The sequence below is a fragment of the Aquihabitans sp. McL0605 genome (assembly GCF_049993875.1).
GTDB lineage: Bacteria > Actinomycetota > Acidimicrobiia > Acidimicrobiales > Iamiaceae > Aquihabitans.
Genome location: NZ_CP188252.1, coordinates 2,597,241 through 2,620,624, shown reverse-complemented (window position 1 = coordinate 2,620,624; position 23,384 = coordinate 2,597,241). Strand labels below are relative to the sequence as shown.

The window sequence follows — 23,384 nt, the reverse complement described above, 5'->3', positions numbered from 1 at the left end:
CCCGGCCGCGCTCACCACCCGAGGTCACCAGCTCGGCCCACCGCCAGGGCGGCCGCGACCGCCAGCAGGATCGCCACCGAGGTGACCGCGTTGCCCCAGGCCGAGCGGGCGCCGGACCCGCGGGTGGCCCCGAGGGCGATGCGGCCCGCGGCGTAGGCCCCCACGACGGCCAGGAACCGGGCGCCGGCGAACGGCACCTGCGGCCCCGCCACGACCGCCACGGCGAGGACCGCGACGAGGATCAGCCCGACGTAGCCCGCCTCGAGCAGCGGCGACGGGTAGCGGCGCTCCCAGCGACCTTCGACATCGGGCATCCGCACCCCGAGCGCGCCCTCCGTGGCCCGGCCGGTGCAGCACCCGTTCATGGCGCAGCCCAGCCGCGTCGGGATCAGCCCGACGAGCATGGTGAGGGCGGCGGCGTCCCAGAACCGCCAGTACGGCAGGTCGAGCAGCGCCAGCACGGGCACCGAGACGGCCGCGCTCAGCACCAGGCCGCCGTAGAGCGCCGAGCCCCCCTCGGCCCGCCGCCACACGCGCGACGGGTCCCGCCGGAACTCGTCGCGGTGACCGAGCACGAACCAGAGGCGCGACCCCACCAGCGCCGGGACGAGCAGCAGGGCGGTGCCGACCACGAAGCGGACCTCGTCGAGGCCGTCGGCCGCCGCCGCCCAGACCCCGACGTAGGTGCCGAGCACGCAGCCCACCTCGAGCAGCACCACGTAGCTGGGCACGCGGTGGCGGCCGAGGTGCAGGTACCGGCGGCCGAACAGCCGGCCGGGAGGCGGGACCGCCCCGAGCGAGGCGGCACCGGTCGCCGTCACGTGCGCACCGACCCCACCAGCGCGGCCAGCACCACCAGCGCGCCCACCACCAGCGCGGCGTCGGCCGCGTTGAAGACAGGCCAACGGCCGACGGCCAGCAGGTCGACCACCCCGCCGTGGCGGACCCGGTCGACGACGTTGCCGGCCATGCCTCCCACCAGCAGGCCCAAGCCGACCGCGACCGGCGCACCGACCCCCGGCTGCACCAGCACCACCGCTGCGGCCGAGAGCACCACCACCGCCACCGCCACCGCGGCGGCGGTCGACAGCCGCACCAGCCCCGCGCGCTGGTTGGTCACCCGGGCCACCGCCACGCCGCCCACGATCGGCCGGCGCTCGCCCTCGGCCAGGCGCAGCGTCACCGAGCGCTTGGTGGCCCGATCGAGCGCGGCGACGGCCAGCGCGACGACGAGCGACCACAGGACGGGGAGCACGGCCACCATCTTGCGCCTTCATCGAGGCCCAGGCCAGGGGTGTTGCGGGCTCAGCCTGGATCGAGCAGCCCGTGCGCCTCGATCCAGCGGGTGGCGAGGCCCAGCCAGCTGTCGGCGGTGGTGCCGGTGGGCACGGCGCCGTAGCCGTGGCCGCCCCCCTCGAACAGGTGGAGCTCGACGGGCCTGTCGGCACCGCGCCAGGCGTCGAGCAGGGCCAGGCTCCCGCTGATGCCGAGGGGATCGTCGATGCTGGCGCCCACGAACAGCGGGGGCGCGTCGGTGGCGTCGGGGACCGGGAGCGTGGGCAGGTACATGGCCACGGTGGCGTCGGGCCGCGCGCCGGGGTCGCCGATGGTGGCCTCGACGGCCGCCGCCGAGCCGGCCGAGAACCCGATCAGGACCACGTGGCGGTGCCGCTGGCGCGCCCAGCGGACCGCGGCGGCCGCATCGGCCCCGGCGAGCCGCGCCTGCACGGCGAGGGCCTCCGCCGCCGCGGCCCGGTCGGCGAGCATCGCCATCGCCTGGTCGCGGAGGTCCTGGTCGCTCTCGGTGGGGAGGGTCCGGTACTCCAGGAGGTAGGCGTGGGCACCGCGACCGGCGAACCACTCGGCCACGGGCGTGCCCTCGTTGCCGACGCTGAGCATCAGCATCGCTCCGCCGGGGCACACGATGACGGCCGTGTCGGCCCCGGGCTCGGCCGGCGCGAACGAGGTGAGCGAGGGCCGCACGACGTTGCGCAGCGCGGCGTGGCCCCCGAACTCGGGCGGGAGCTGGAACGGGGTGCTGCCCGGCCCCTCCGGCTGGTCGTCCCACAGCTCGATCCGTTCAGCCATGGTGATCCTCTCGTTCGTTGGACGTGGGTGGTGCCGGCGGGTGCCCGAGCGGGCGGCGCTACCAGATGCGGACGCGGTGGTCGGGGTCGAGCCAGAGGCCGTCGGTGGGGTCGGTGGCGAAGGTGTCGTGGAACTCGTCGAGGTTGCGGACGATGTTGGCCCGGAACTCGGCCGGTGAGTGCGGATCGATCGACAGGAGCTGGAGCTGGGCCTCGCGGCGGGTCTTGATCCGCCAGATGTAGGCCCAGTTCTGGAACAGGCGCTCGCGACCGGTCTGGCCCTCGAGCACCGGCGCGTCGGCGCCGCCGAGGCTGAGCTCGTAGGCGAGCAGGGCGATGGTGAGCCCGCCGAGGTCGCCGATGTTCTCGCCGACCGTCAGCGCGCCGTTGACGTTGTGGCCGGGCAGCTCCCGGGGCTCGAACCCGTCGTACTGGGCGATGAGCTGGTCGGCCAGGACCTGGAACGACTCGCGGTCGGCGTCGGTCCACCAGTTCTCGAGGTTGCCGTCGCCGTCGTACTGCGAGCCCTGGTCGTCGAAGCCGTGGCCGATCTCGTGGCCGATCACCGCACCGATGCCGCCGTAGTTGAGGGCGGCATCGGCCTCGGGGTCGAAGAACGGAGGCTGCAAGATGGCGGCCGGGAAGCAGATCTCGTTGACGCCGGGGTTGTAGTAGGCGTTCACCGTCTGGGGCGTCATGAGCCACTCGTCGCGATCGACGGGGGCGCCGATCTTGGCCAGCTGCCGGGCGGTCTCGAAGGCCGACGCGCGGCGCACGTTGCCCACCAGGTCGTCGCGCTCGATCTCGAGGGCCGAGTAGTCGCGCCACCGTTCGGGGTAGCCGATCTTGGGGCGGAACTTGTCGAGCTTGGCGAGGGCGCGCTCCCGGGTCTCCTCACCCATCCAGGCCAGCCGCCCGATGCTGTCGCGGTAGGCCTCGACGAGGTTGGCGACCAGCTCGTCCATCTGCGCCTTGGCCTCGGGCGGGAACGTGCGCTCCACGTAGGCGGCACCGACGGCCTCGCCCAGCGCGGCGTTGCAGAGGCCGACCCCGCGCTTCCAGCGGTCGCGCTGCTCGGTGGTCCCCTTCAGGGTCTTCGAGTAGAAGGCGAAGTTCTCGTCGACGAACGGGGCCGACAGGTAGGGCGCAGCGTCGACGGCCACGTGGAACGAGAGCCAGGCCTGCCAGTCGGCCAGCGGCACCTCGACGAGCGCCTCCGACACGACCCCGAAGAAGCTGGGCTGACGGACGAGCACCTCGGCGAGCTGCGCGTCGGTGGCACCGAGCCCGTCGGCCCACGCCGCCCAGTCGTAGGCGGGGGCCAGCTCGGTGAGCTGCGCGAGCGTGGTGAGGTTGTACGACGCGATGACGTCGCGGTTGCGGACCCGGTCCCAGTGGCCGGCGGCCAGCCGGGTCTCGAGGGCCAGGATCCGAGCGGCCGCGTCGGCGGCGTCGGCCTCGCTCCGGCCGATCAGCTGCAGCACCCGGGCGACGTGCTCGACGTACGCGGTGCGGATCTCGGCGAAGCCGTCCTCGCGGTAGAAGGACTCGTCGGGGAGGCCGATGCCGCCCTGGACCAGGTTGACGATGTTGCGGTCGGACTGGCGGTCGTCGGTGTTGACGTAGGCATCGACCAGGCCGCCGACGCCGCCGCGCTGGAGCCGCCCGAGCAGCCCCACCAGGCCGGACGCATCGGTGAGCGCAGCGATGGCGGCCAGGTCGTCGGCGATGGGCGCCGCGCCCAGCGCGTCGGCGCGCTCGACGTCGAGGAAGCTGGCGTACAGGTCTCCGAGCTTCCGACGGTCGGCGTCGAGGCCGTCATCGCCGGCGTCGACCGCGTCGCGGGCCTCGCCGAGGATCTCGCCCACGATCTCCTCGGCCTCGAGCGCCAGGTCGATGAACCCGCCGCTCACGGCCAGGTCGCCGGGGATCTCGGTCTCGGCGATCCAGCGGCCGTTCACGTGCCCGAACAGGTCGTCCTGGGGCCGGGTGCCCGGGTCGGTGTCGTCCAGCGCGGCGTAGGTGGTCACGATCGTCGTCTCCGTCAGGTGGTCGGTCCCGCAGGTGGTGCGAAGCCGCGAATCGTACCGGCGGAGCACCGGTGATCGAGCGGGACCAGGCGAGATCCCGAGAGGCTCAGCTGACGCGTTCCGCGAGCCAGCGGCGGATGCGCACCGGCGTCTGGGGCACCTTGGCCTCGACCTGCCCAGCGATCCCGGCGATGGTCGTGGCGGCCAGCTCGGCTCGCCACGCCGCTTCGGCCCGACCCATGACGGCGGCGATCTGGCAGGGAGTGCGGCTCTCGCGGGCCGACGCACCCATCGGGCCCTGGCGGCGGATCTCGGTGCAGCGGAAGGCGCCCTCGGTCCCGTCGACGGCCTGGACCACGTCGAGGACCGTGATGCGCTCCGGCGGGCGGGCAAGCGAGAAGCCGCCCCGCGCCCCGGGGGTCGATGTCAGCACGCCGGCGCGGGCCAGGGCCTGCAGCTGCTTGTTGAGGTACGGCGCCGGCAGGTCGTTGAGCTCGGCGAGCGAGGCCACGGGCACCGGACGATCGGGTCCGGCCATGGCCAGGTGCACGCACGCGTGCAGCGCCCACTCCACTCCTTGGCCCAGCTTCATGATCTGGATGGTACTCATCCAGGTTCCGGCTTCGCCTGTGCTAGAACTATCTGGACATCACATATCCAGATTGAAGTTCGAAGGAGCCTCCCATGACCGACCTCCACCTCACCCCGCAGCCCCCCGTCGACCTGCACGGTGGCCTGCCCTCCGGCCTGCGCGCCATGTACCGGCTCGAGACCGCCATCGCGGAGAGCTCGCTGCCGAAGGCCCTCTACGAGCTCATCAAGATCCGCGCCTCGCAGATCAACGGCTGCGCCTTCTGCCTCGAGATGCACCACCACGATGCCGTCGAGGCGGGCGAGACGGCCGAGCGGCTGGCGCTCCTGTCGACCTGGCGCGAGAGCGAGCTCTACACCCACGAGGAGCGGGTGGCCCTGGCCGTCACCGAGGCCGTGACCCGCATCGCCGACGGCCACCTCCCCGTCGACCTGGAGGCCGAGGCCCGCAAGACCTTCGACGAGCAGACCTATGCCGCGCTCATCTACGGCATCGTCGTCATCAACGCCTGGAACCGGCTGTCCATCGTCGGCCACGCCGTGCCCGGGTCGATGCGCCAGGGTTCCACCGCCGGCTGAGGGCTCAGGGTTCGACGACGGGCGGAACGGGCACGCCGTCGTCGAACCGCAGGGCGTGGATGGCGCCCCAGGCCGCGGCCTGCGAGGTGTCGCTGCCCGTCACCGCCACCAGGAACGGGACGCGGTCGATCGCCAGCAGCTCGCCGCTGCTCCGGGCCGTCACGGTGGCGGTCCGGGGCACGTCGGCGAGGAGGGCGACCTCGCCGAAGGAGCCGCCGCGGCCGAGGACCCGGATGTGCTCGCCGCTCATCGAGACGTCGAGCTCACCGTGGACCACGGCGTAGAACCGGTCGCCGTGGTCGCCCTGGCGGACGACCTCCTCGCCGGCGGCGAACGGCTGGGAGGCCGCGGTGCGGGCGAGGGCCTCCAGGTTGATCGGCGGAAGGGGCGCGAACATCGGCAGCTGCTGCAGCAGGCTCATCTCCACCACGGGGACGTCGGCGCTGGCGTCGGCGTGCCAGACCGCCTTGGCGGACACGGCGAGGATGAGCGCCAGCACGAAGCCGAGGGCCACGAGCGCCCAGTGCACGTCGCCCACGGCCACCACGATCTGGGCCAGGCCCGAGCCGAGGAGCATGCCCACCCCGCCGACCAGCTCCACCAGGGCGAACAGGCTGGCCAGGGCCCGAGGGTCGGCGGAGCGCTGGAGCAGCATCCGCCCGATGCCATCGCACAGCGCCGCCACCAGGCCCAGGAGCGGCAGCACCACCACGGCGACGGGCCGCGACGTCGCCACGCCCAGGATCACGCACAGCACGGCCGCGGCGAGCAGCCCGAGCGCGAGGGACGGTGCCAGCCGCGTCCGGCGCACCACCACCGTGGCCACCACCATGCTGGCGAGGGCGCCCGCCCCCACCAGGGCGTTCAGCACCCCCACCCCGCCGGAGCCGAGGTCGAGCGCTTCGAACGCCAGCACCACGAGCAGCACGTCGAGCGCACCGAGGATGACGTAGTACGCCAGGGCGACGCCGAACAGGCCGGTGGTCCCCCGGTTGGCCCGCACGGTGGCGATGGCCTCGGCGAGCGGGCGGTCGGCCGATGCCGGCGGCGGACCGGCTCCGGCGGCAGTCGTGCCGACCAACGAGATCGCCAGCGCGGCGGCCGCCGCGACGCCGCACCCTGCCAGCGCGAGCTCAGGGCCCCCGGCCCACAGCAGCACCGCCACGCCGAGCGGCCCCAGCAGCGCCGCGGCGCACTCGCACCGCGAGATCCAGAGGGTCCCGGTGGTCAGCTCGCTCGTCGATCGCACCACCGCGGGCAGCAGCACCGCTCCCGTGGGCCGCAGCGTGGGGACCGCACCGAGGGCCAGCACCGAGCCCGCGATCGCCACGGGCACGACGCCACCGGCCATCGCGGCCGCCGCGATCGCGTAGCCGGCCACCTGGGCGGCGAGCCCGACGTTGCGGACCAGCGCCGGCCGGAAGCGGTTGGTGAGCGTCGACGCGACGAAGGCACCGGCCAGCGTGGCCCCGAGGATGGCGAGCGAGGCCAGGCCGGTGCCGCGCGAGCCGCCCTGGTCGAACGCGAAGACGAGCACGGCCACGAAGGCCGCGTACTCGGCGACGACCGTGAGCAGGTGGGCCCCGACGAGGCGGGTGAGCGCCGGGTTGCCCGCGGCGCGCTGGCGACCCGGCCCCGCCCTGGTCCCCTGCATCGCGCCTCCTCACCCGTGCGGACCTGCTCTTACTAACACCTGCGGCGAAGCCGGGAGGCCGTGAGCAGTGGTGCCCGGTGGGATGGACCGCGCTCGAGGACGGTCAGGTCAGGCGGTACAGCTCGACCGCGTTGGCGCCCATCACCTTGCGCTGGGTCTCGGGCCGCAGGGTGGCGACCCGGTCCTTCACGATGCCGACCGGGTCGGGGTGGAGGCTGGTCGGGTGCGGGAAGTCGGTCTCGAACATGATGTTGTCCTCGCCGACCTGATCGATCAGGTGCTGGAGGTCGCCACGGCCGGTCTCGAACCAGAACGTGGCGTACCAGTTGTCTCGGAAGTACTCGGACGGCAGCTTCTCGAGCTTGTCGAAGTGGGCCGGCGCGTTCTCCTCGAGCTCGTAGTCCATCGCTTCGAGCATGAACGGCACCCAGCCGATGCCGCTCTCGACGGACACCATCTTGAGGTTCGGGTGCCGGTCGAACATGCCCGAGTAGGCGCTGTTGAGCAGCACCCGCGAGTTGTTCTGGAAGAGCGAGGCCCCGCCGATGGCGGGCTTCACGGCATCGTCCTGGCTGGGCCAGTAGGTGGTGCCGAAGTAGGAGAGCGCGGTCTGGCTGGCGCCGATGTGGAAGTGGACCGGCAGGCTCAGCCCGGCGCAGACCTCCCACAGCGGGTCCCACGCGGGATCGCCGAGGTCGGGCGAGCCGGAGTCCTGCGGGTCGGCGGTCATGTTGATGCCGCGGTAGCCCAGCTCGGCGCAGCGCTGGGCCTCTCGCACGCAGAAGTCGACATCCCACGCCGGCATGATCGGCATCGGGAGCAACCGGTTGGCCGACGCCTCCTGCACCTCGGCCATGGCGTCGTTGTAGAGGGTGACGCACAGCTCGGCGACCATCGGATCGTCGACCGTGTTCCAGAGGTTCTGGCCGCCGATGCCGATCGAGTTGGGGTACAGCACCTGCGTGTCGATGCCGAGCTCGTCCATCAGGACGAGGCGCTGCGCCGGGTCCCAGGCCGCGGGGTGGACGTCCTTGATGCCCCAGCTGCCGCCCTGCGACTGCCGGAACGGGTGCTTCTTGCCGTCGTGGTCGATCGTGCCGCCCGAGCCGGCCTTCCCGAAGGTGTGGCCGTCGACCACCCACATGTCGACGCCGTCGATCACCTCGACGCGCGGGACCTTGTCCTCGTAGCCCTTGGGCGCCCGTTCCGTGAACAGGTCGTGCCGTTCGGTCATGTGGGAGTCGGCGTCGACGACGCGGAGGCCTGCTGCGAGTTCGGTCATGGCCCCCATCCTCGCGCAGCAATCTTTGATTTTCAATTTTTTATCGCTACACTGCGTGAGGTGACGACGCTCAAGCGGGCCAAGACCAGCCAGGCCGTGGTCGACCACGTCCAGACCCAGATCTTCGAGGGCCGCCTCCGGCCCGGCGATCGCATCGACGTCGACGGCGTGGCCACCGCGCTCGGGGTCAGCCCCACCCCGGTCCGCGAGGCCCTCACCCTGCTCGAGCGCGACGGCGTCATCTCCAAGCGCGTCCACCGCGCCGCCTACATCGAGCACTTCGATGCCCGCACCCTGCGGGCCGACTTCCACGTCCTGGGCATGCTCAGCGGCGTCGCCGTCGCCCGCATCGCCGTCGACCCCGACCCCGAGGTCCTCGCCGACCTCCACCGGATGCTCGACGAGCTGCGCGCCGCTCCGGCCGACGCCCATGCCCGCCACGAGGAGCTGAGCACGGAGATCCGCCGGGCCGAGCACCGGGCGGGGGCCACGCCGCGCTTACGGGCCGAGCTGCGCGGGTTCGGCCACTTCCTCGAGTGGGCGGCCCGCCAGAGCACCACGCGCAGCCGCGACGAGCTGGCCGACGCTCACGCCCAGGTCATCGACGCCATCGTCGCCGGCGACAGCCGGGCCGCTTCGGAGCACCGCCAAACCGAGGCCCGCAGCGTGGCCGAGGCGGTCATCGCCGAGCTGGTGCAGCGCGGCGTGATCGAGCACGGCTGACGCCGCACCCGCGTCGGTGCCGGTCGGCCCGGCCCGGAGGCGAGGCCGACCAGGAGCACCGGAGGATCAGCGGAGGTCGAACCGATCGGCGTCCATGACCTTGACCCAGGCCGCCACGAAGTCGGCGACGAACCGCTCGTGGGCATCGGACGAGGCGTACACCTCGGCCACGGCCCGGAGCTGCGAGTTCCAACCGAAGACGAGGTCGACGGCGGTGCCCGTCCAGGTGACCTCGCCCGACGCCCGGCTGCGGCCCTCGTAGATGTGCTCGGTGGACGACACCTTCCACTCCGTGGCCATGTCGAGCAGGTTCACGAAGAAGTCGTTGGAGAGGGTGCCGACCTTGTCGGTGAGCACGCCGTGGCTGGTCTCCGCGTGGTTGGCCCCGAGGACCCGGAGGCCACCGATCAGCACGGTGAGCTCCGGGGCGGTGAGCCCGAGCAGGCTGGCCCGGTCGACCAGCAGCTCCTCGGGCCGGCGCTTGTCGCCGGCGCGGGTGTAGTTGCGGAACCCGTCGGCGGTGGGCTCGAGGACCGAGAAGGTCTCGACGTCGGTCTGCTCCTGCGAGGCATCGGTGCGCCCCGGCGAGAACGGGACGACGATCGGTTGCCCGGCATCGGCCGCCGCCTTCTCCACCGCCGCGGAGCCGGCGAGGACGATCAGGTCGGCGAGCGAGATCTGCGCACCGCCCACGTGCGAGCTGTTGAACTCGCCCTGGATCCCTTCGAGCGCCTGCAGGACGGAGGCCAGGCCGGCCGGACCGTTGACGTCCCAGTCTTTCTGCGGAGCGAGCCGGATGCGAGCACCGTTGGCGCCGCCGCGCTTGTCGCTGTCGCGGAAGGTGGAGGCCGACGCCCACGCGGTGGCCACCAGCTGCGAGACGGACAGGTCCGAGCCGAGGATCTGCTGCTTGAGGGCGGCGACATCGGCGTCGCCGACGAGTGGGTGGTCGACGGCGGGCACCGGGTCCTGCCAGATCAGCTCCTCGGAGGCCACCTCGGGACCGAGGTACCGGGAGATGGGGCCCATGTCGCGGTGGGTCAGCTTGTACCAGGCCCGGGCGAACGCGTCGGCGAACTGGTCGGGGTTCTCCAGGAAGCGCCGCGAGATGGGCTCGTAGGCCGAGTCGAACCGCAGCGCGAGGTCGGTGGTGAGCATCATCGGCGCGTGGCGCTTCGACGCGTCGTGGGCGTCGGGCACGGTGTCGTCGGCCGAGCGATCGGTGGGGCGCCACTGGTGGGCGCCGGCCGGGCTCTGGGTCAGCTCCCACTCGTAGCGGAACAGCGTCTCGAAGAAGCTGTTGTCCCAGGTGGTGGGGGTGGGCGTCCAGATGATCTCGATGCCGCTGGAGATGGTGTCGTTGCCGATGCCCGTGCCGAAGCTGTTCTTCCAGCCGAGCCCCTGGTCCTCGAGCTCGGCGCCCTCGGGCTCGCGGGCGACGTAGACATCGCCGTCGGCGGCGCCGTGGGTCTTGCCGAAGGTGTGGCCGCCGGCGATCAGCGCCACGGTCTCCTCGTCGTCCATGGCCATCCGGGCGAACGTCTCGCGGATGTCGCGGCCCGAAGCCACCGGGTCGGGGTTGCCGTTGGGGCCTTCGGGGTTGACGTAGATCAGGCCCATCTGGACGGCACCGAGCGGGTCGGCCAGCTCGCGGTCGCCGCTGTAGCGCTCGTCGTCGAGCCAGGTGGTCTCGGGCCCCCAGTAGATGTCCTCCTCGGGCTGCCAGACGTCGGCCCGGCCGCCGCCGAAGCCGAAGGTCTTGAACCCCATCGACTCGAGGGCGACGTTGCCGGTGAGGATCATCAGATCGGCCCACGAGATCTTCTGGCCGTACTTCTGCTTGATCGGCCACAGCAGCCGGCGGGCCTTGTCGAGGTTGACGTTGTCGGGCCAGCTGTTCAGCGGGGCGAAGCGCTGCGTGCCCGAGCCGGCGCCGCCGCGCCCGTCGTGGATGCGGTAGGTCCCGGCGCTGTGCCACGCCATGCGGATGAAGAGCCCTCCGTAGTGGCCGAAGTCGGCCGGCCACCAGGCCTGCGAGTCGGTCATCAGCGCGGTGAGGTCGGCCTTCAGGGCGGGGAGGTCGAGGCTCTCGAAGGCGGCGGCGTAGTCGAACTCCTCGCCGAGCGGGTCGATCAGCGGCGAGTTCATGGCCAGCGACCTGAGCGTCAGCTGGTCGGGCCACCAGTGCTCGTTGGCGGTGGATCCGGTTGCGGTGTGGCTGTGATCCATCACGGGGCACTTGGCCGAGGGGGCGTCCTCCTCGTCGGTGGTGGTGATGGGACCGGTCTCTTCGTTGGCCATCGGGGGCCTCCTCGTTGCTCGAGCGCTGGTGATCCTTTTCTCCTGCAACGCGGCCGCCGCGCAAGGGCGTGGGCGGCGGCGCACGCATCCCAGTCCGACCGAACCATCGCCCGGACCCGTCATCGAGGACCGTAACGCGGCTCGCCCCGATTAGCTCGCGGACCTGGGACTACGCCGGTCGACGGGCCGGAACCGCCGCGGTCGCCGGGACGGGTGGACGACGCGGCGGGAGGGCGCGAGGGGTCAGGGCGCGGGTGGCCCGGGGTCGGCCTTGGCCGCCCGGATGACCCCGGCGACCGACGCGCCGATCAGGCGGGCGAGGTGCTCCTTGGAGACGTCTCGCGCCCGCAGCCAGTCGAGCGAGGCCCCCTCGAGGAAGCCGATCCAGCCGCGCAGCGCGATGCGCTGCGCCGGGGTCATCTCGTCGAAGCCGAACTCGTCGGCCAGGCGGCGGACCACCACGTCGCGCGAGGCCTCGACGATGGCTTGGACCTCGCGATGCGAGCTCATGCCGCCCTGGAGCACGGCCCGGTACGCCAGGTCGTTGGCCTCGATCCAGTCGAGGTGGGCGTCGAGCGCCGCCGTGCGCCGGGCCCGGGCGGGGAGCGACGGGTCGGGCTTGGTGGCCTCGGCCAGCTCGTCGGCCGCCAGGCGGACGGCGGCGAGGTAGAGGTCGGACTTGGTGGAGAAGTAGTGGTACAGCAGCGGCTTCGACGCGCCGGCGGCGGCCGCCACGTCGGCCATCGACACCTCGTCCCAGGGCCGTTCGCCGAGCAGCTGCAGGCAGGCGCGCAGCACCTCGTCACGCCGGTCGTCGACCGACAGGCGTCGTCGAGGCTGCTGCACGTCGACCATCTCTAGCAGGGCCGGTCCGACGGCCCCGGTGCCGGCGGGCGCGACGCACGCAAGGTGCGGCGCGCCCGCCGATCGGGGGGATCTTGGATCAGCTGTCGATCCACATGCCGATGAGCGAGTGGCCGTTCGCCAGGCCGGCGCTCGGCTCGAGGTCCTTGTCGGTGGTGCTCGCCTCGCCGGGCTGGCTCGGGTCGTCGCCGGGCAGCGGCGGCCCGAGGATGTTGTGGATGTTGCTCTTCTCCACGACGGCCCACGGGGTGAACCAGGTCCAGAGGCTCCACACCTGCTTGGCGAACTCGTTGTTGATCTGCTTGTAGAGCTCGGTCCGCTTGGTGGGGTCGGTCTCGCTGCGACCTTCGTCGAGGAGCTTGTTGATGGTGGCGTCGTCGTAGCCGCTGAAGTTCACGGGGTTGCCCTGGCCGTACCACCACACGTAGTTGATGTCGGGGTCGCCACCCGGGAAGTTCCGGAACAGCATCGCCTGGTACTTCTTGCCGATGGCGTCGTTGATCCCGGCGGCCTGGTCGCGCAGCACGATCTTCACCTTGAGCCCGATCTTGAGGGCCCGCTGCTGGATCAGCTGGGCGAAGCGCATGGTGGCGGCGTCGGGTCCGCTCACCAAGGTGAACGAGTTCTTGCCCCCGTCGGCCACGTACTCCTTGACCAGCTTCTTGGCCGCCTCCAGGTCGAAGGCGGGGTACCCCGGGTCGGCGACGAACGCTTCCGAGCTCGGGGCGAAGGGCCCCGAGGCCACCGTGGGCAGGCCGTTGTTCTGGACCTGGTTCAGCTCCTTGCGGTCGAGGCCCTGGGCGAGGGCCTTGCGCATGCGGATGTCGTCGAACGGGGGCTTGGTGGAGTTGAGCTGGATGAACGTCGGCTCGGCCGCGTCCTCGGACACCAGCATGTTGGTCTTGCCGGCGTTGCGCAGGTCGAGCAGGTCGCCACCGATCTGCTCGGCGTTGCTGGTGTGGATGACGTTGGCGCCGCTGGGGCTCTTGATCGAGTTCAGCCGCACCTGCCCGTCGGCGATGATCCGGAACTCGATGCCGTTCGCGTAGGGGTAGCTCTTGCCGTCGGGGGCCGTCTGCCAGTAGTTCGGGTTGCGGACGCCGACGAGCTTGTCGCCGGTGCTCCAGCTCTTGAACTCGAAGGGCCCGGTCCCGATGAGCTTGCGGTCGCACGACTTGGAGTCGTCGAGCTGGGCCTGCGCCATGATCCCCATCCGGCTGCCGGAGAAGAGGAACGCCGGGAAGGCGATCCAGGGCACCTTGGTGGTGACGGTGACCGTCTGGCCGTCGGCGGTGACGGTGTCGATGTTCTGGAGCGTGAACTTGAACAGCAGCGGCGCCCGGCCCGGGTACGTGCCCCGGTAGGCGTCGAGGTTGTTCTTGACGACCTCGCCGGTGAGGTCGGTGCCGTCGTGGAACTTCACGCCGTCGCGCACGACGATCTTCCAGGTCTTGTAGTCGGTGCTGGGCGTGACCGACTTGGCGAGGTAGGGCGTGTAGCCCCCCGCCGCGTTCGGCACGGTCAAGGTGTCGTAGATGGCGCGCACGACGAGCTCGCCCGAGATGGCGAGCTGGGCCTCGGGCAGGCAGAACCCGCCGTTGGTCTCACCCTCGAGGCCGTAGATGATGGTGCCGCCCCGCTTCGGCGTCCCGGCGTCCTTCAGGCCGCTCTCGCCGCACTTGGCGTTGAGGCAGTCCTCGGCGGTCGAGGTCGGCCCCTTGTCGGCGTCGCTCTTCGTGGTGCCGCCGCACGCGGCGGCGACCACACTGAGCGTCAGCAGCGCGGCGAGGCCGACTGCGGAGGCGCGAGAAGGTGCATGGCGGAAGGTGTGCATCGATGTCCCCTGACGGTGATGGCATTCCGGTTTTGGGCGACAGCTTGCCCCATTTCGGGTCGGCTCGTCGGGTGTTAGTATTACACACATGGTCAGTAGAGAGCGTGACCGATTTCACGCCTCGCGAGTGCCAGCCCTGGTAGGCCAACGATCAGGAAGCGACGTCACGCCATGAAGCTCTTGGACTCCTCTCAGTTCGACGTGAGCCGCCTCGACATCACGAGGCAGAACGTGGCCGTCGAGAAGGTGCTCGAGCACACCGACGACCCACGGCACCGGTACCTCCTGCAGGCGTACCTGCGGCACCGCTACCTCGAGTCGGCCGGGCGCTGGGAGGAGATCCTCGACCCCGCCCTCACCGTCGACGAACCGCACTACCGCTTCGACCTGATCGCCCAAGGCCGGTTCGCCCTGCACGGCAAGGACGAGGTGGCCGCGCTCTACGGCCACTGGACGGCCACCGACCAGTGCGTGTTCTACGTCGAGGACGAATCGGTCGCCGTCGGCGACCACATGGTGGTGGGGAGGGGCATCGGCTACCAGCAGACGCTCGGCTCCGAGGTGGCCGGCACCGGCCTCGACATCGACCCCGAGGCCATGTACCTGCTGCGCTCCCAGATCATGATGCTGTGGCCCTACGACGACCACGGCCGGCTCCTCGGCGAAGACGTCTGGGAGTTCGACGACGCCGAGAAGGCGCTGATCCGGCTCGACCCCGCCGACGTGCTCACCGCCGAGCAGGCAGGACGGCTCCTCGACCCGTTCATCAAGCCGCTCCCGGCGTTCGACGACAGCATGCTCCCCTCGTGAAGGCCGTCGTCTGCCACGAGTCGGATCTCGAGGTGGTGGAGCTCCCCGCCCTCGAGCCGGGCAAGCGCCAGGTGATCGTCGAGGTCACCGGCTGCGGGATCTGCGGCTCCGACCTCCACGCCCGCCACCACGCCGACGAGCAGGCCGACATCCTGGCCGAGGCGGGCTACGACGGGTTCATGCGCGCCGACCAGCGGGTGGTGCTGGGCCACGAGTTCGTCGGCGAGGTGGCCGACTACGGGCCCAAGGCGGCCCGGAAGCTCCCCGTCGGCACCCCCGTCGTCGCCGTCCCGCTCATCCGCACCGGCCCCGACGTGCACGCCATCGGCCTGTCCGCCGCCGCACCCGGCGGCTACGCCGAACAGGTCCTGGTGGAAGAGGCGCTGATGCTCGCGCTGCCCAACGGCCTCGCTCCCGAGGTCGCCGTGCTCACCGAGCCCATGGCGGTCGGGTACCACGCCGTGCGCCGCTCGGAGATCGCCAAGAAGGACACGGCGATCGTCATCGGCTGCGGCCCCGTCGGCCTCGCCGTCATCGCCGTGCTCAAGGCCAAGGGGGTGCGGACGATCATCGCCAGCGACTACTCCCCCGGCCGCCGCGCCCTCGCCACCGCGTGCGGCGCGCACGTGGTGGTCGACCCGAGCGAAGGCACGCCCTACGACACGCTCGGCGACGCCGGCTTCGTGCAGACCGTGCCCGACGCCGCCTGGGGTGCCATCACCATCATCGAGAAGATCCAGCGCGGCAAGCTGCCCCTGCCCTGGCCCACCGTGTGGCGGACGGCCGAGAAGCTCGGCGCCGGGCCCAAGCGGCCGGTGATCTTCGAGTGCGTCGGCGTGCCCGGGATCATCGACGGGCTGATCAGCACCGCGCCCCTGTTCTCGCGCGTGGTCGTGGTGGGCGTGTGCATGGAGGACGACACGTTCCGACCGGCCATGGCGATCAACAAGGAGATCGACCTCCGGTTCGTCGTCGGCTACACGCCGCTCGAGTTCCGCGACGCGCTGCACCTCCTGGCGGAGGGCAAGGTCGATGCCTCGCCCATCGTCACGGGGACGGTCGGGCTGCACGGCGTCGACGCCGCGTTCGACGCCCTCCAGGACCCGGAGCAGCACGCCAAGATCATCATCGACCCCCGGAGCGCCGCCACCGCTCCGTGATCAGTGGGCCAGGAGCGGGAGGTCGAGCGGAGCGCGGGCGGTGCGCTTGAGCTCGGAGAAGCCGGCGTGGTCGGCCAGGGTGCGGACCGCGTCGTACACCGCGACCGCGTCCTCGTCGTTCGGGATGTCGCTGATGACGGGGCCGAACAGCGAGTTCCCCGTGGGCGGGCCGAAGGTGATGATCGGGGTGCCCACATCGGGACCGGTGCGGCGGAACGCCTCGTCGCTCTCGGCGCGGATCAGGCCGTCCCACGAGTCGTCGTCAGCGGCCGCCAGCAGGGTGTCGGGCAGGCCCGCCTCGGCCAGCAGCTTGGCCGGCTCGACGGCGGCGGCGGCACCGGCGAAGCGATCCGTCAGGTCGCCCTCGCCCTTGGCGTACCAGAAGGCCTCGCCGTACACCCGGTACAGGTCGCCGACGGCGTCGTTGCCGAACTGCTCCCGGGCCGCCGCGCAGATGCGGTGGTACCGGAGGCCGCGCTGCTGCGCCTCGGCCATCGACTCGGACAGGTCCTCGTTGGCCTCGTTGATGAACTTGAGGGAGATGAAGCGCCAGCCCACGTTCAGGTCCCGGAGCTCCGCCACGCGCCGGATCCACACCGACGTCTGCCAGGCGAACGGACAGCCCGGGTCGAAGAAGAACTCGAGGTCGTAGGGGCCGCCCGGCAGGTCGGGGACGGTGGTAGCAGAAGCTTCAGTCATACACATTTCAACCATCATCCGAGCCCCCTTGTTCCCTGGCGCCGGACGACTTCACCCGAGACGGGGGAGGGTGGGTCAGCCATCACCCGCGGCACCACGGCTCGGCGCCCAGACTTGGGCAGGTCCCCCCTCCCGGGGCCGCAAACGAAAGGCACCCCCATGCTGGCTTCCGACTTCGGAACCGGACAGATCTTCTGGTCGTTCGTCTGGTTCACCATGTTCTTCCTGTGGATCTACCTGCTGATCGTGGTGTTCGCCGACATCTTCCGCAGCCACGAGCTCAGCGGCTTCGCCAAGTTCCTCTGGATCCTCTTCGTGATCATCACCCCGTACCTGGGCGTGTTCGTCTACTTGATCGCACGCGGCCACAAGATGACCGAGCACCGGCTCGAAGACGCCGCGGCCCGCGACCAGGCGGCCCAGGCCTACGTCCGCCAGGCGGCCGGCACGCCGCCGCCCACCGCGGCCGGCGAGCTCCAGCGGCTCGCCGACCTGCGCGACAACGGCGTGCTCAGCCCCGAGGAGTTCGAGGTCCAGAAGGCGAAGATCCTCGCCTGACGGCCCGGGTCAGCCCCGGCGGCGGACCAGCACGACGCCATCGAGCAGCGTGCCGGTCTGGCCGTCGGGGCTGCTCCCCTCTCGCTCGACCACCTCGCAGCGCACCGTGTCCCAGCGCGCCGGATCGAGCGCCAGCGCGTCGAGCTCCTCCTGCGGTGTGGGGAACCGGTGCTTCGGGTCGTGCTGGGTGGACCACGGCGGGAACGCCGCGTGCGACACCGCCAGCAGGGCGCCGCCGGGCCTCAGCGCCGCCGCCGCCCGACCCAGGATCTCGGCGCGCGGCAGGTCGATCGGCGACTGGAAGAACTGGGCCGACACCAGGTCGAACGTCCCCACCGGGAACGACACCGCCAGGTCGTGGCGCTCCCACGAGATGCGATCGGCCACGCCCGCAGCCTCGGCGGCCTCGGTCCCCCGCTCGATGGCCACCGCCGACACGTCGACCGCCGTGACCTCCCACCCGCGCTCGGCGAACCAGATGGCGTCGCCGCCCTCGCCGCACCCCAGGTCGAGCACCCGGCCGGGCGGCCACGACCCCACCTCGGCGGCCAGCACCGGGTTCACCCGGCCGCTCCAGATCAGCGGACGGTCGCGGTACCGCTCCTCCCAGAACTCGCGGGTCTCGAGCTCGTGCTCCCGCTCGTGGTCGTGCTGGTGCCCTTCGGCGTGCACCTGCCCCGAGTCGTGTGCCGACCCGTGCGCTCCACTGGATACCGACTCGTTCGCGGTCATGGTCGAACCTCCTTCGTTCCCGTGCAGGTTGGACGGGATCGCGCGATCCGGCAACCACCGTTGCCGGATCGGCAACACCCACACCGCCCCCGAAATCTGAACCTGGCACCGATCACGGACTGGGGTGGCCCTGATCCGTGCCGGGCTCAGGGGGTGGGGGCGCGGGTGGCCTTCTTGACGGCCGCCAGCTCCACGCGCTGCGGGTGGTCCTTGTAGAAGGGGTCGAGCGGGAAGCAGCCTGAGACCAAGCCGTTGCGGGGGGCCGTGGTGCAGTCGCTGAACGTGCGGCAGATGAGCCGCGAGTCGAGCGGGCGGCCGGCGAGGACCTCGGCGGGGAGGTCGGGGTGCGACAGCGCCATGCGGCCGAGACCGATGAGGCTGGCTCCGCCCGCCTCCGCCACCGCCCGCGCCGCGTGCGGCAGCCACTGCTGGAGGTACGAGTAGCCCGAGCCCACCACGGTGAGGTTCGGGTGGGCCGCGGTCAGCTCGGCGGTGGCGGTCAGCTGGCGGGCCACGCCGACCAGCGGATCCTCGGGGAGCTTGTAGCCGTCGGAGGGCGGGAAGTACGCCGGCCGCTGCACGTGCGGGTTGTAGTACGGGCTGCCTGCGGTGGTGCAGACGAGCCCGATCCCCAGGGCCTCGATGGCATCGAGCAGCGCGTGCGGCTCGGCGAGGTCGATCCCGAGCCCGGTGCCATCGCCCCCGAACGCGTACGGATAGGGACCGTCCACCACCGGCACGCCCACGCTGCCGGGCCCCGGGGCGAACGGCATCAGGTCGAAGACCGAGAGGCGCACGGCGATCGCCAGGCCCGGCGCCTGCTCCCGGATGCCGGCGGCGACCCGGCGCAAGAAGGTGGTGCGGCCGTGGAGGCTGCCGCCGTAGGCATCGCCGCGGTCGCGGGCCGAGAGCAGCTCGTGGAGGAGGTAGCCGTGACAGTGCTTGACGTCGACGAAGTCGAACCCGGCCTGGGCGGCCAGCACGGCGGCGGCCACGTACTGCTCGACCAGCTCGTCGAGCTCGTGGGTGGCGAACACGGCCTCGGCGCCGACCCCGACCCGACCGTCGAGCTCCGGGTGGGCGTAGGCGGTGCGCGGGAGCGGAGCGCCATCGGGCCGGGACCACCGACCCGAGTGGGTGAGCTGCAGCCCGGTCACCTGACCGGGGGCCAGCAGCGTGCGCAGCGCGGCGATGCCGTCGATGGTGGACTCGTCGATCACCAGCTGGTGCGGGTTGGCCCGGCCGTCGGGGCGCACGGCGGTGGCCTCGCCCCACACCAGGCCGGCACCGGAGGCCCCGAACCGCGCCCAGCGGCGGCGCACGAGGTTCGTGGCCCGGCCGTCGGTGCCGGCGTCCCAGCCCTCCATCGGCAAGATGGCGAAGCGGTTGGGGATGCGCAGGGTGCCGGCGCCGGCGTCGTGCACCTCCACCGCCTCGGCGAGCCGGCCGCCGGCGTCGACCGCGTCGGCGAGCGGGATGTCGATCCCCAGCTCGGCGCACCGGTCGCGGAGCTGGTCGACCGTGGTGAACTTCTTGACCTGCGGATACCTCACGTCAGCTCATCGATGCGGGCGCTGATGTCGGCCAGGACCGCACGGTCGGAGTCGGGGCGCTGGGGCGCGCCCGCCGGCGTGCGATCGGTGGCGGCCCAGCCGCGGAGGTGGAGGAACATCGCCGCATCATGGCGGTACCCGGGGACGGGGGCGCGGAAGGTGAAGTGGCCGAGGTACTGGAGCAGGTCGTTCAGCTCGTAGAAGCGCGGGTCGCCCTGCTCCCACAGCTGGTCGCGGCGGGCGAACGCCTCGGGCGCGAACGTCGACAGGCCGAGCAGGTAGTCGGAGCCGTACATCACCATGTCGATCGCCAGGTCGTTGCCGGTGAGGACCTGGAACTCGGGTCGGAGCTGGTCGCGCAGCGCCAGCCGGTCCCACTCGGCCTGCCGGCTGAGCGACGAGTGCTTGGCCCCGGCGCACTGCGGCACGTCGAGCAGACCGCGGTAGGCCTCGAGCGGGTAGATCCGGCCGTACGGCACGAACTGGGGCCCGAGCTCGAAGCCGATGAACCGGTCGACGCGCCGGCCGATGCCGGACATCGCCGCCACCCACGCATCGGGGTCGAGGGCGTTGAGGCCGTGCGACGGGAAGATCACCGGCGTGCCGCCGCGCTCGACGATGGGCTCGATGGCGGCGGCGTAGGCGTCCTCGTCGTAGGGCGCGCCCGGCTGGTCGGCCACGAACGCCCCCGCCACGAAGCCGCCGCCGGCCACCGTGGCTCGGGCCAGGTCGAGCACCCGCTCGCGGGTCTCGACGTCGATCAGCTGCACGTACCCGGTGTCCATGTTGACGGCCGGCGCCAACCCCGCGCGGTGGGTGCGCGCGATGTGCGCCTCGAGCGCCGACCAGTCGGTGCCGCCGTCGGCGGCGATCGGCAGGAGGATCGCGGACATGCCGGTGATGCGCCGACGGGGCCGGAGGAGCGAGGCCACGTCGGCGGGTTCGAGGGTGGTCACGGGAGGTCCTCGTGGATGATGCGGTCGAGCAGGGCGGTGGCGGCGTCGGGGACGTCGGGCCGCTCGTCGGGCAGCGGCTGGCTGGGACTGGCATAGACCAGCGCGCCCAGCCGGTGCACACCCTGGCCCAGCGCGCAGGCAAGGGCGGGGACCGCGGCGTTCGGCCGGATCAGGTTGGCGTTGACGGCGACGGCCGCCACCCACCCGGTCCGCTCCTCCCCCAAGGCGGGGAGGCCGATGAGCGCCGTGGTGCCGTGCTCGGTGGTGAGGGCCGCCCGATCGGTGACCGGAGCGGCGGCGGCGGTGAGCGCGTGGCGCGTGGGCGAGTAGCCGACCGCGAACCCGGTCTCGACGGCGCGCAGCCTCCGAGCCGTGCGGATCTGGTGCAGCCGCCCGTGCCAGCGCCCGTCGACGGCGAAGCAGACCGAATCGACGCGCACGTCGGGCCACGGGTACCAGGTGCTCCAGCTCATCGCGTCCTCGACGCCCGCGACGTCGACGCCGAGGCGGGCCCGGCGGTTGCCCTCGGCATCGGTGAGTGCGAGGGTCGAGTCGGTGACGTACGTGCCCGAGACATCGGGGACATCGGCGCTGAAGCCGAAGGCCGACGAGTAGGCGAACTTCCGGTACTTGGCCCCAGCCTGCTCGGGGAACTCGATGGGCCAGCCCGGACGCGCCACCAGGGCGACGGCCTGGTCGTCATCGCGCGTGACCACCCACCCGGGATCGGTCAGCGTGACGGGAGCGTCGGCGGCGGGCGCGGCCAGCTCGGGATCGGCCCAGTACGGGTGGTCGGCGGGGGCCGCCAGGCCCAAGAACGCCTTCATGCACCAATAGGGCGAGCCGGGCGAGTTGTAGCTCTCGGCGAGGGTGCGGTTGGCGTACGTGTAGCCCACCGACAGCAGGCCGTCGGCCTCGCTGATCGCCTTGTCGGACCACCAGCGGAGGTTGCGCAGGGTGTGGCCCTTCGCCTCGCCCCACGGCACCGGCGACGCCACGTCGGCCCACGCCAGCGCGCCCCAGAACGAGCTCATGGCGAAGCGGTACGTGAGGCTGCGGCCCACGGGGATGGCGGCGCCGTCGGCGGCGAACCAGTGGCGGAAGTCGGCGGCGAAGCCCGCGGCGCGCTCGCGGTAGAGCTCGGCGTAGCCGGGGTTGCCCAGGCCGACATCGGACGCCGCCGCACAGATCAGCCCGTAGGTGTGGAACGCGAACGGGACGTAGTAGTCGACGTTCTCCAGCTCGCCGTCGACGTACCAGTGGTGGCCGCGGCGGAACGTCTCGAGCAGCCGGTACGACTCCTCCACCTTGTCGATGGCGAACGGCTGGCCCACCCGCTGCAGCCCGAGCGCCACGAGGATGCGGAAGAACTGCCAGTTGTTGTTGGCCGGGTCGTGGTCGAAGATCCCCCACAACCAGGTGACGAGCCGCTCCCGCGCCACCGGCCCGAGGTGGTCCCACGTGCACTCCGGGCAGAAGGCGAGGGCGAGGCCGATGGCCGCCTGCTCCACCATGCGCTGGTCGAGATCTCCCTCCACCGGCCCCCAGTACTCGTCGGAACCCGGGTTGGTGCCGGCCTCCAGCCCGGCGCAGATGCGGTCCCAGCCGTGGAACGCGCCACCGCCCACCACGAGCGGGACGATCCCGTAGAGGGGCCGGGCGAACCCTTCGAGCTCCGCCGCCGCCTGGTCGAACAGGGCGCCTCCGCTCCCGACCCGCACCCGAGCGCCACCCCGGCTGGTGCGCGGGCCGAGCGGTCGGTGGAGGTCGAGCACGGCGCGCTGCAGGTGCGCCCGGGTCTCGAGCGGGCCCAGAGCGAGCGGGTTCCCGCCGAGGCGGGCGACGTCGAACGGCGGCACCGCACGATCTTGTCGCAGCGAGCCGACCTGCGCTTGCAGTACAACCAACGGGTGACCTGCCCACCCCCCTCGTCCGGCCGGTGACCGTGACCGCGGGGACCGTCCTGCTCGGCACGGTCGCGATCGAGCCAACCGCTGGGCCACCCTCGATCCCTCGGGCGCCCCGTCGACGGTGGTCGCCGACTGGCTCGCTCCCCTCGCCGCCGCGGGCTTCGACGGCCTCGAGCTGTGGGAGCGGCGAGCACGTCGCCGAGGAGATCGGGCGGTGGGCCGCCGGCGAGCCGGCGGTCAACGAGGTCCGGCTCGATCAGCTCCCCCGCCTGGCGTGAGCCCGGGCGAAGCCCGGCAGCACGTCAGATGACCAGGCCCAGCCCGCCGTCGACCACGAGGGTCTGGCCCGTGGCGTAGCGGATGCCCACCAGGGCCACCACCGCCTCGGCGATGTCGGCCGCGGTGGCCACCCGGTGCAGTGGGGCGATCGCGGTCACGCCCTCCTTCATGGCGTCCCAGTCCTCGGTCCAGGGCGTGGCGACCAGGCCGGGGGCCACGGCGTTGACCCGCACGCCACCGCCGGCGTGCTTGGCCATGATCGTCGTGAGGTGGTCGAGCGCCGCCTTCGACACGGCGTAGGGCAGCGAGCTGCCGGTCTGGCGGACGCCGGCGAGCGACGTGATGTTGGTGATCCAACCGTCGGGCGCCTCGCGCAGCAGCGGAAGCGCGGCCTGGCTCAGCAGGAACGTGCCCACCACGTTGGTGCGCAGGATCTTGTCCCAGTGCTCGGCCGTCACCGCGGCGATGTCGGTGAGCGGCACCTCGCAGGTCACGCCCGCGTTGTTGACCACACCGTCGAGGCGGCCCCAGCGGCCCTCGGCCGCGCCGATCAGCGCGGCCGCGGTGGCGGGGTCGCCCACGTCGCCCCGCACGTAGACGGCATCGGGCAGCTCACCGGCGATGCGCTCGCCGGCCTCGACCGACGACGCCGAGTTGACGACGATGCCGGCGCCCAGGGCGGCGAACCGGCGGGCCACCTCCTCGCCGATGCCGCTGGACGATCCGCTGACGATGATGGCTTGGCCGGTGAGGTCCACGGTGGTTCCGATCGACGGGGGCGA

General features: G+C 72.1%; 21 protein-coding genes. 5 read left to right on the top strand and 16 right to left on the bottom strand.

The window, feature by feature from the left end; translation table 11 throughout:
- Positions 1-11 precede the first annotated feature (11 nt).
- The 5 genes from ACPPVX_RS12135 to ACPPVX_RS12115 all read right to left on the bottom strand — a co-directional run bounded on the left by ACPPVX_RS12135 (position 12) and on the right by ACPPVX_RS12115 (position 4,727).
- A complete protein-coding gene (locus tag ACPPVX_RS12135; protein WP_426570817.1) occupies positions 12-821 on the bottom strand; it encodes a prolipoprotein diacylglyceryl transferase family protein in 810 nt (269 codons plus the stop codon).
- The gene (locus ACPPVX_RS12130) at positions 818-1,255 is read right to left on the bottom strand and encodes a signal peptidase II (protein WP_426570816.1); all 438 of its coding nucleotides are present in this window, start codon (positions 1,253-1,255) and stop codon (positions 818-820) included. Before ACPPVX_RS12130 ends, ACPPVX_RS12135 begins: the two co-directional genes overlap by 4 nt.
- A 50-nt stretch (positions 1,256-1,305) precedes the next feature.
- Positions 1,306-2,088 carry an alpha/beta hydrolase gene (locus tag ACPPVX_RS12125; RefSeq protein ID WP_426570815.1) on the bottom strand — a complete coding sequence of 261 codons (783 nt, stop codon included), beginning with the start codon at positions 2,086-2,088 and terminating at the stop codon, positions 1,306-1,308.
- Between the two features lie 58 nt (positions 2,089-2,146).
- Positions 2,147-4,120: a M13 family metallopeptidase gene (locus ACPPVX_RS12120; protein WP_426575031.1), complete on the bottom strand. Its 1,974-nt coding sequence runs from the start codon at positions 4,118-4,120 to the stop codon at positions 2,147-2,149.
- Positions 4,121-4,223: 103 nt separating this feature from the next.
- Positions 4,224-4,727 carry an RrF2 family transcriptional regulator gene (locus tag ACPPVX_RS12115; protein ID WP_426570814.1) on the bottom strand — a complete coding sequence of 168 codons (504 nt, stop codon included), beginning with the start codon at positions 4,725-4,727 and terminating at the stop codon, positions 4,224-4,226.
- Between the two features lie 74 nt (positions 4,728-4,801).
- On the opposite strand from ACPPVX_RS12115, the gene ACPPVX_RS12110 reads away from it, so the two are divergent.
- Positions 4,802-5,287, top strand: a complete 486-nt coding sequence (locus ACPPVX_RS12110) for a carboxymuconolactone decarboxylase family protein (protein ID WP_426570813.1) — start codon at positions 4,802-4,804, stop codon at positions 5,285-5,287.
- A gap of 4 nt (positions 5,288-5,291) precedes the next feature.
- Here ACPPVX_RS12110 and ACPPVX_RS12105 read toward each other — a convergent pair whose 3' ends face one another.
- The gene (locus tag ACPPVX_RS12105; RefSeq protein WP_426570812.1) at positions 5,292-6,941 is read right to left on the bottom strand and encodes a cyclic nucleotide-binding domain-containing protein; all 1,650 of its coding nucleotides are present in this window, start codon (positions 6,939-6,941) and stop codon (positions 5,292-5,294) included.
- Positions 6,942-7,044: 103 nt separating this feature from the next.
- The gene (locus ACPPVX_RS12100; RefSeq protein ID WP_426570811.1) at positions 7,045-8,223 is read right to left on the bottom strand and encodes an amidohydrolase family protein; all 1,179 of its coding nucleotides are present in this window, start codon (positions 8,221-8,223) and stop codon (positions 7,045-7,047) included.
- A gap of 60 nt (positions 8,224-8,283) precedes the next feature.
- On the opposite strand from ACPPVX_RS12100, the gene ACPPVX_RS12095 reads away from it, so the two are divergent.
- Positions 8,284-8,946: a GntR family transcriptional regulator gene (locus ACPPVX_RS12095; RefSeq protein ID WP_426570810.1), complete on the top strand. Its 663-nt coding sequence runs from the start codon at positions 8,284-8,286 to the stop codon at positions 8,944-8,946.
- Positions 8,947-9,012: 66 nt separating this feature from the next.
- Here ACPPVX_RS12095 and katG read toward each other — a convergent pair whose 3' ends face one another.
- The 3 genes from katG to ACPPVX_RS12080 all read right to left on the bottom strand — a co-directional run bounded on the left by katG (position 9,013) and on the right by ACPPVX_RS12080 (position 13,945).
- Positions 9,013-11,247 (bottom strand): catalase/peroxidase HPI, encoded by a 2,235-nt coding sequence (katG, locus tag ACPPVX_RS12090; RefSeq protein ID WP_426570809.1) that lies wholly within the window; start codon positions 11,245-11,247, stop codon positions 9,013-9,015.
- Between the two features lie 243 nt (positions 11,248-11,490).
- Positions 11,491-12,093 carry a TetR/AcrR family transcriptional regulator gene (locus ACPPVX_RS12085; RefSeq protein WP_426570808.1) on the bottom strand — a complete coding sequence of 201 codons (603 nt, stop codon included), beginning with the start codon at positions 12,091-12,093 and terminating at the stop codon, positions 11,491-11,493.
- Between the two features lie 97 nt (positions 12,094-12,190).
- A complete protein-coding gene (locus ACPPVX_RS12080; RefSeq protein ID WP_426570807.1) occupies positions 12,191-13,945 on the bottom strand; it encodes an ABC transporter substrate-binding protein in 1,755 nt (584 codons plus the stop codon).
- Between the two features lie 171 nt (positions 13,946-14,116).
- Here ACPPVX_RS12080 and ACPPVX_RS12075 point away from each other — a divergent pair, with 171 nt between their 5' ends.
- Together ACPPVX_RS12075 and ACPPVX_RS12070 are read left to right on the top strand one after the other, a co-directional pair.
- Positions 14,117-14,755, top strand: coding sequence for a hypothetical protein (locus tag ACPPVX_RS12075; protein WP_426570806.1), 639 nt, complete (start codon positions 14,117-14,119; stop codon positions 14,753-14,755).
- Positions 14,752-15,915, top strand: a complete 1,164-nt coding sequence (locus ACPPVX_RS12070; protein ID WP_426570805.1) for a zinc-binding dehydrogenase — start codon at positions 14,752-14,754, stop codon at positions 15,913-15,915. The genes ACPPVX_RS12075 and ACPPVX_RS12070 overlap by 4 nt, the downstream gene beginning before the upstream one ends.
- Here ACPPVX_RS12070 and ACPPVX_RS12065 read toward each other — a convergent pair whose 3' ends face one another.
- A complete protein-coding gene (locus ACPPVX_RS12065) occupies positions 15,916-16,614 on the bottom strand; it encodes a hypothetical protein (RefSeq protein WP_426570804.1) in 699 nt (232 codons plus the stop codon).
- Positions 16,615-16,773: 159 nt separating this feature from the next.
- On the opposite strand from ACPPVX_RS12065, the gene ACPPVX_RS12060 reads away from it, so the two are divergent.
- Entirely contained in the window at positions 16,774-17,172 is a 399-nt protein-coding gene (locus tag ACPPVX_RS12060) for an SHOCT domain-containing protein (RefSeq protein WP_426570803.1), read from the top strand.
- Between the two features lie 9 nt (positions 17,173-17,181).
- On the opposite strand, the gene ACPPVX_RS12055 is transcribed toward ACPPVX_RS12060, so the two are convergent.
- The 5 genes from ACPPVX_RS12055 to ACPPVX_RS12035 form a co-directional block, all read right to left on the bottom strand.
- Positions 17,182-17,904, bottom strand: a complete 723-nt coding sequence (locus tag ACPPVX_RS12055) for an SAM-dependent methyltransferase (RefSeq protein WP_426570802.1) — start codon at positions 17,902-17,904, stop codon at positions 17,182-17,184.
- A 146-nt stretch (positions 17,905-18,050) separates the two neighbouring features.
- Positions 18,051-19,457, bottom strand: a complete 1,407-nt coding sequence (locus ACPPVX_RS12050; protein ID WP_426570801.1) for an NADH:flavin oxidoreductase — start codon at positions 19,455-19,457, stop codon at positions 18,051-18,053.
- A complete protein-coding gene (locus ACPPVX_RS12045; protein WP_426570800.1) occupies positions 19,454-20,413 on the bottom strand; it encodes a dihydrodipicolinate synthase family protein in 960 nt (319 codons plus the stop codon). Before ACPPVX_RS12045 ends, ACPPVX_RS12050 begins: the two co-directional genes overlap by 4 nt.
- On the bottom strand, positions 20,410-22,272 hold the full coding sequence (locus tag ACPPVX_RS12040; protein WP_426570799.1) for a DUF2264 domain-containing protein: 1,863 nt from the start codon (positions 22,270-22,272) through the stop codon (positions 20,410-20,412). The genes ACPPVX_RS12045 and ACPPVX_RS12040 overlap by 4 nt, the downstream gene beginning before the upstream one ends.
- Positions 22,273-22,625: 353 nt before the next feature.
- On the bottom strand, positions 22,626-23,360 hold the full coding sequence (locus tag ACPPVX_RS12035) for an SDR family NAD(P)-dependent oxidoreductase (protein WP_426570798.1): 735 nt from the start codon (positions 23,358-23,360) through the stop codon (positions 22,626-22,628).
- Positions 23,361-23,384: the final 24 nt, after the last annotated feature.

Bases quoted from the DNA above. Each gene is read 5' to 3' on its own strand.
- ACPPVX_RS12125 (WP_426570815.1), bottom strand. From the start codon at position 2,088: ATGGCTGAACGGATCGAGCTGTGGGACGACCAGCCGGAGGGGCCGGGC.
- ACPPVX_RS12115 (WP_426570814.1), bottom strand. From the start codon at position 4,727: ATGAGTACCATCCAGATCATGAAGCTGGGCCAAGGAGTGGAGTGGGCG.
- ACPPVX_RS12110 (WP_426570813.1), top strand. From the start codon at position 4,802: ATGACCGACCTCCACCTCACCCCGCAGCCCCCCGTCGACCTGCACGGT.
- ACPPVX_RS12105 (WP_426570812.1), bottom strand. From the start codon at position 6,941: ATGCAGGGGACCAGGGCGGGGCCGGGTCGCCAGCGCGCCGCGGGCAAC.
- ACPPVX_RS12100 (WP_426570811.1), bottom strand. From the start codon at position 8,223: ATGACCGAACTCGCAGCAGGCCTCCGCGTCGTCGACGCCGACTCCCAC.
- katG (WP_426570809.1), bottom strand. From the start codon at position 11,247: ATGGCCAACGAAGAGACCGGTCCCATCACCACCACCGACGAGGAGGAC.
- ACPPVX_RS12080 (WP_426570807.1), bottom strand. From the start codon at position 13,945: ATGCACACCTTCCGCCATGCACCTTCTCGCGCCTCCGCAGTCGGCCTC.
- ACPPVX_RS12075 (WP_426570806.1), top strand. From the start codon at position 14,117: ATGAAGCTCTTGGACTCCTCTCAGTTCGACGTGAGCCGCCTCGACATC.
- ACPPVX_RS12065 (WP_426570804.1), bottom strand. From the start codon at position 16,614: ATGACTGAAGCTTCTGCTACCACCGTCCCCGACCTGCCGGGCGGCCCC.
- ACPPVX_RS12060 (WP_426570803.1), top strand. From the start codon at position 16,774: ATGCTGGCTTCCGACTTCGGAACCGGACAGATCTTCTGGTCGTTCGTC.
- ACPPVX_RS12055 (WP_426570802.1), bottom strand. From the start codon at position 17,904: ATGACCGCGAACGAGTCGGTATCCAGTGGAGCGCACGGGTCGGCACAC.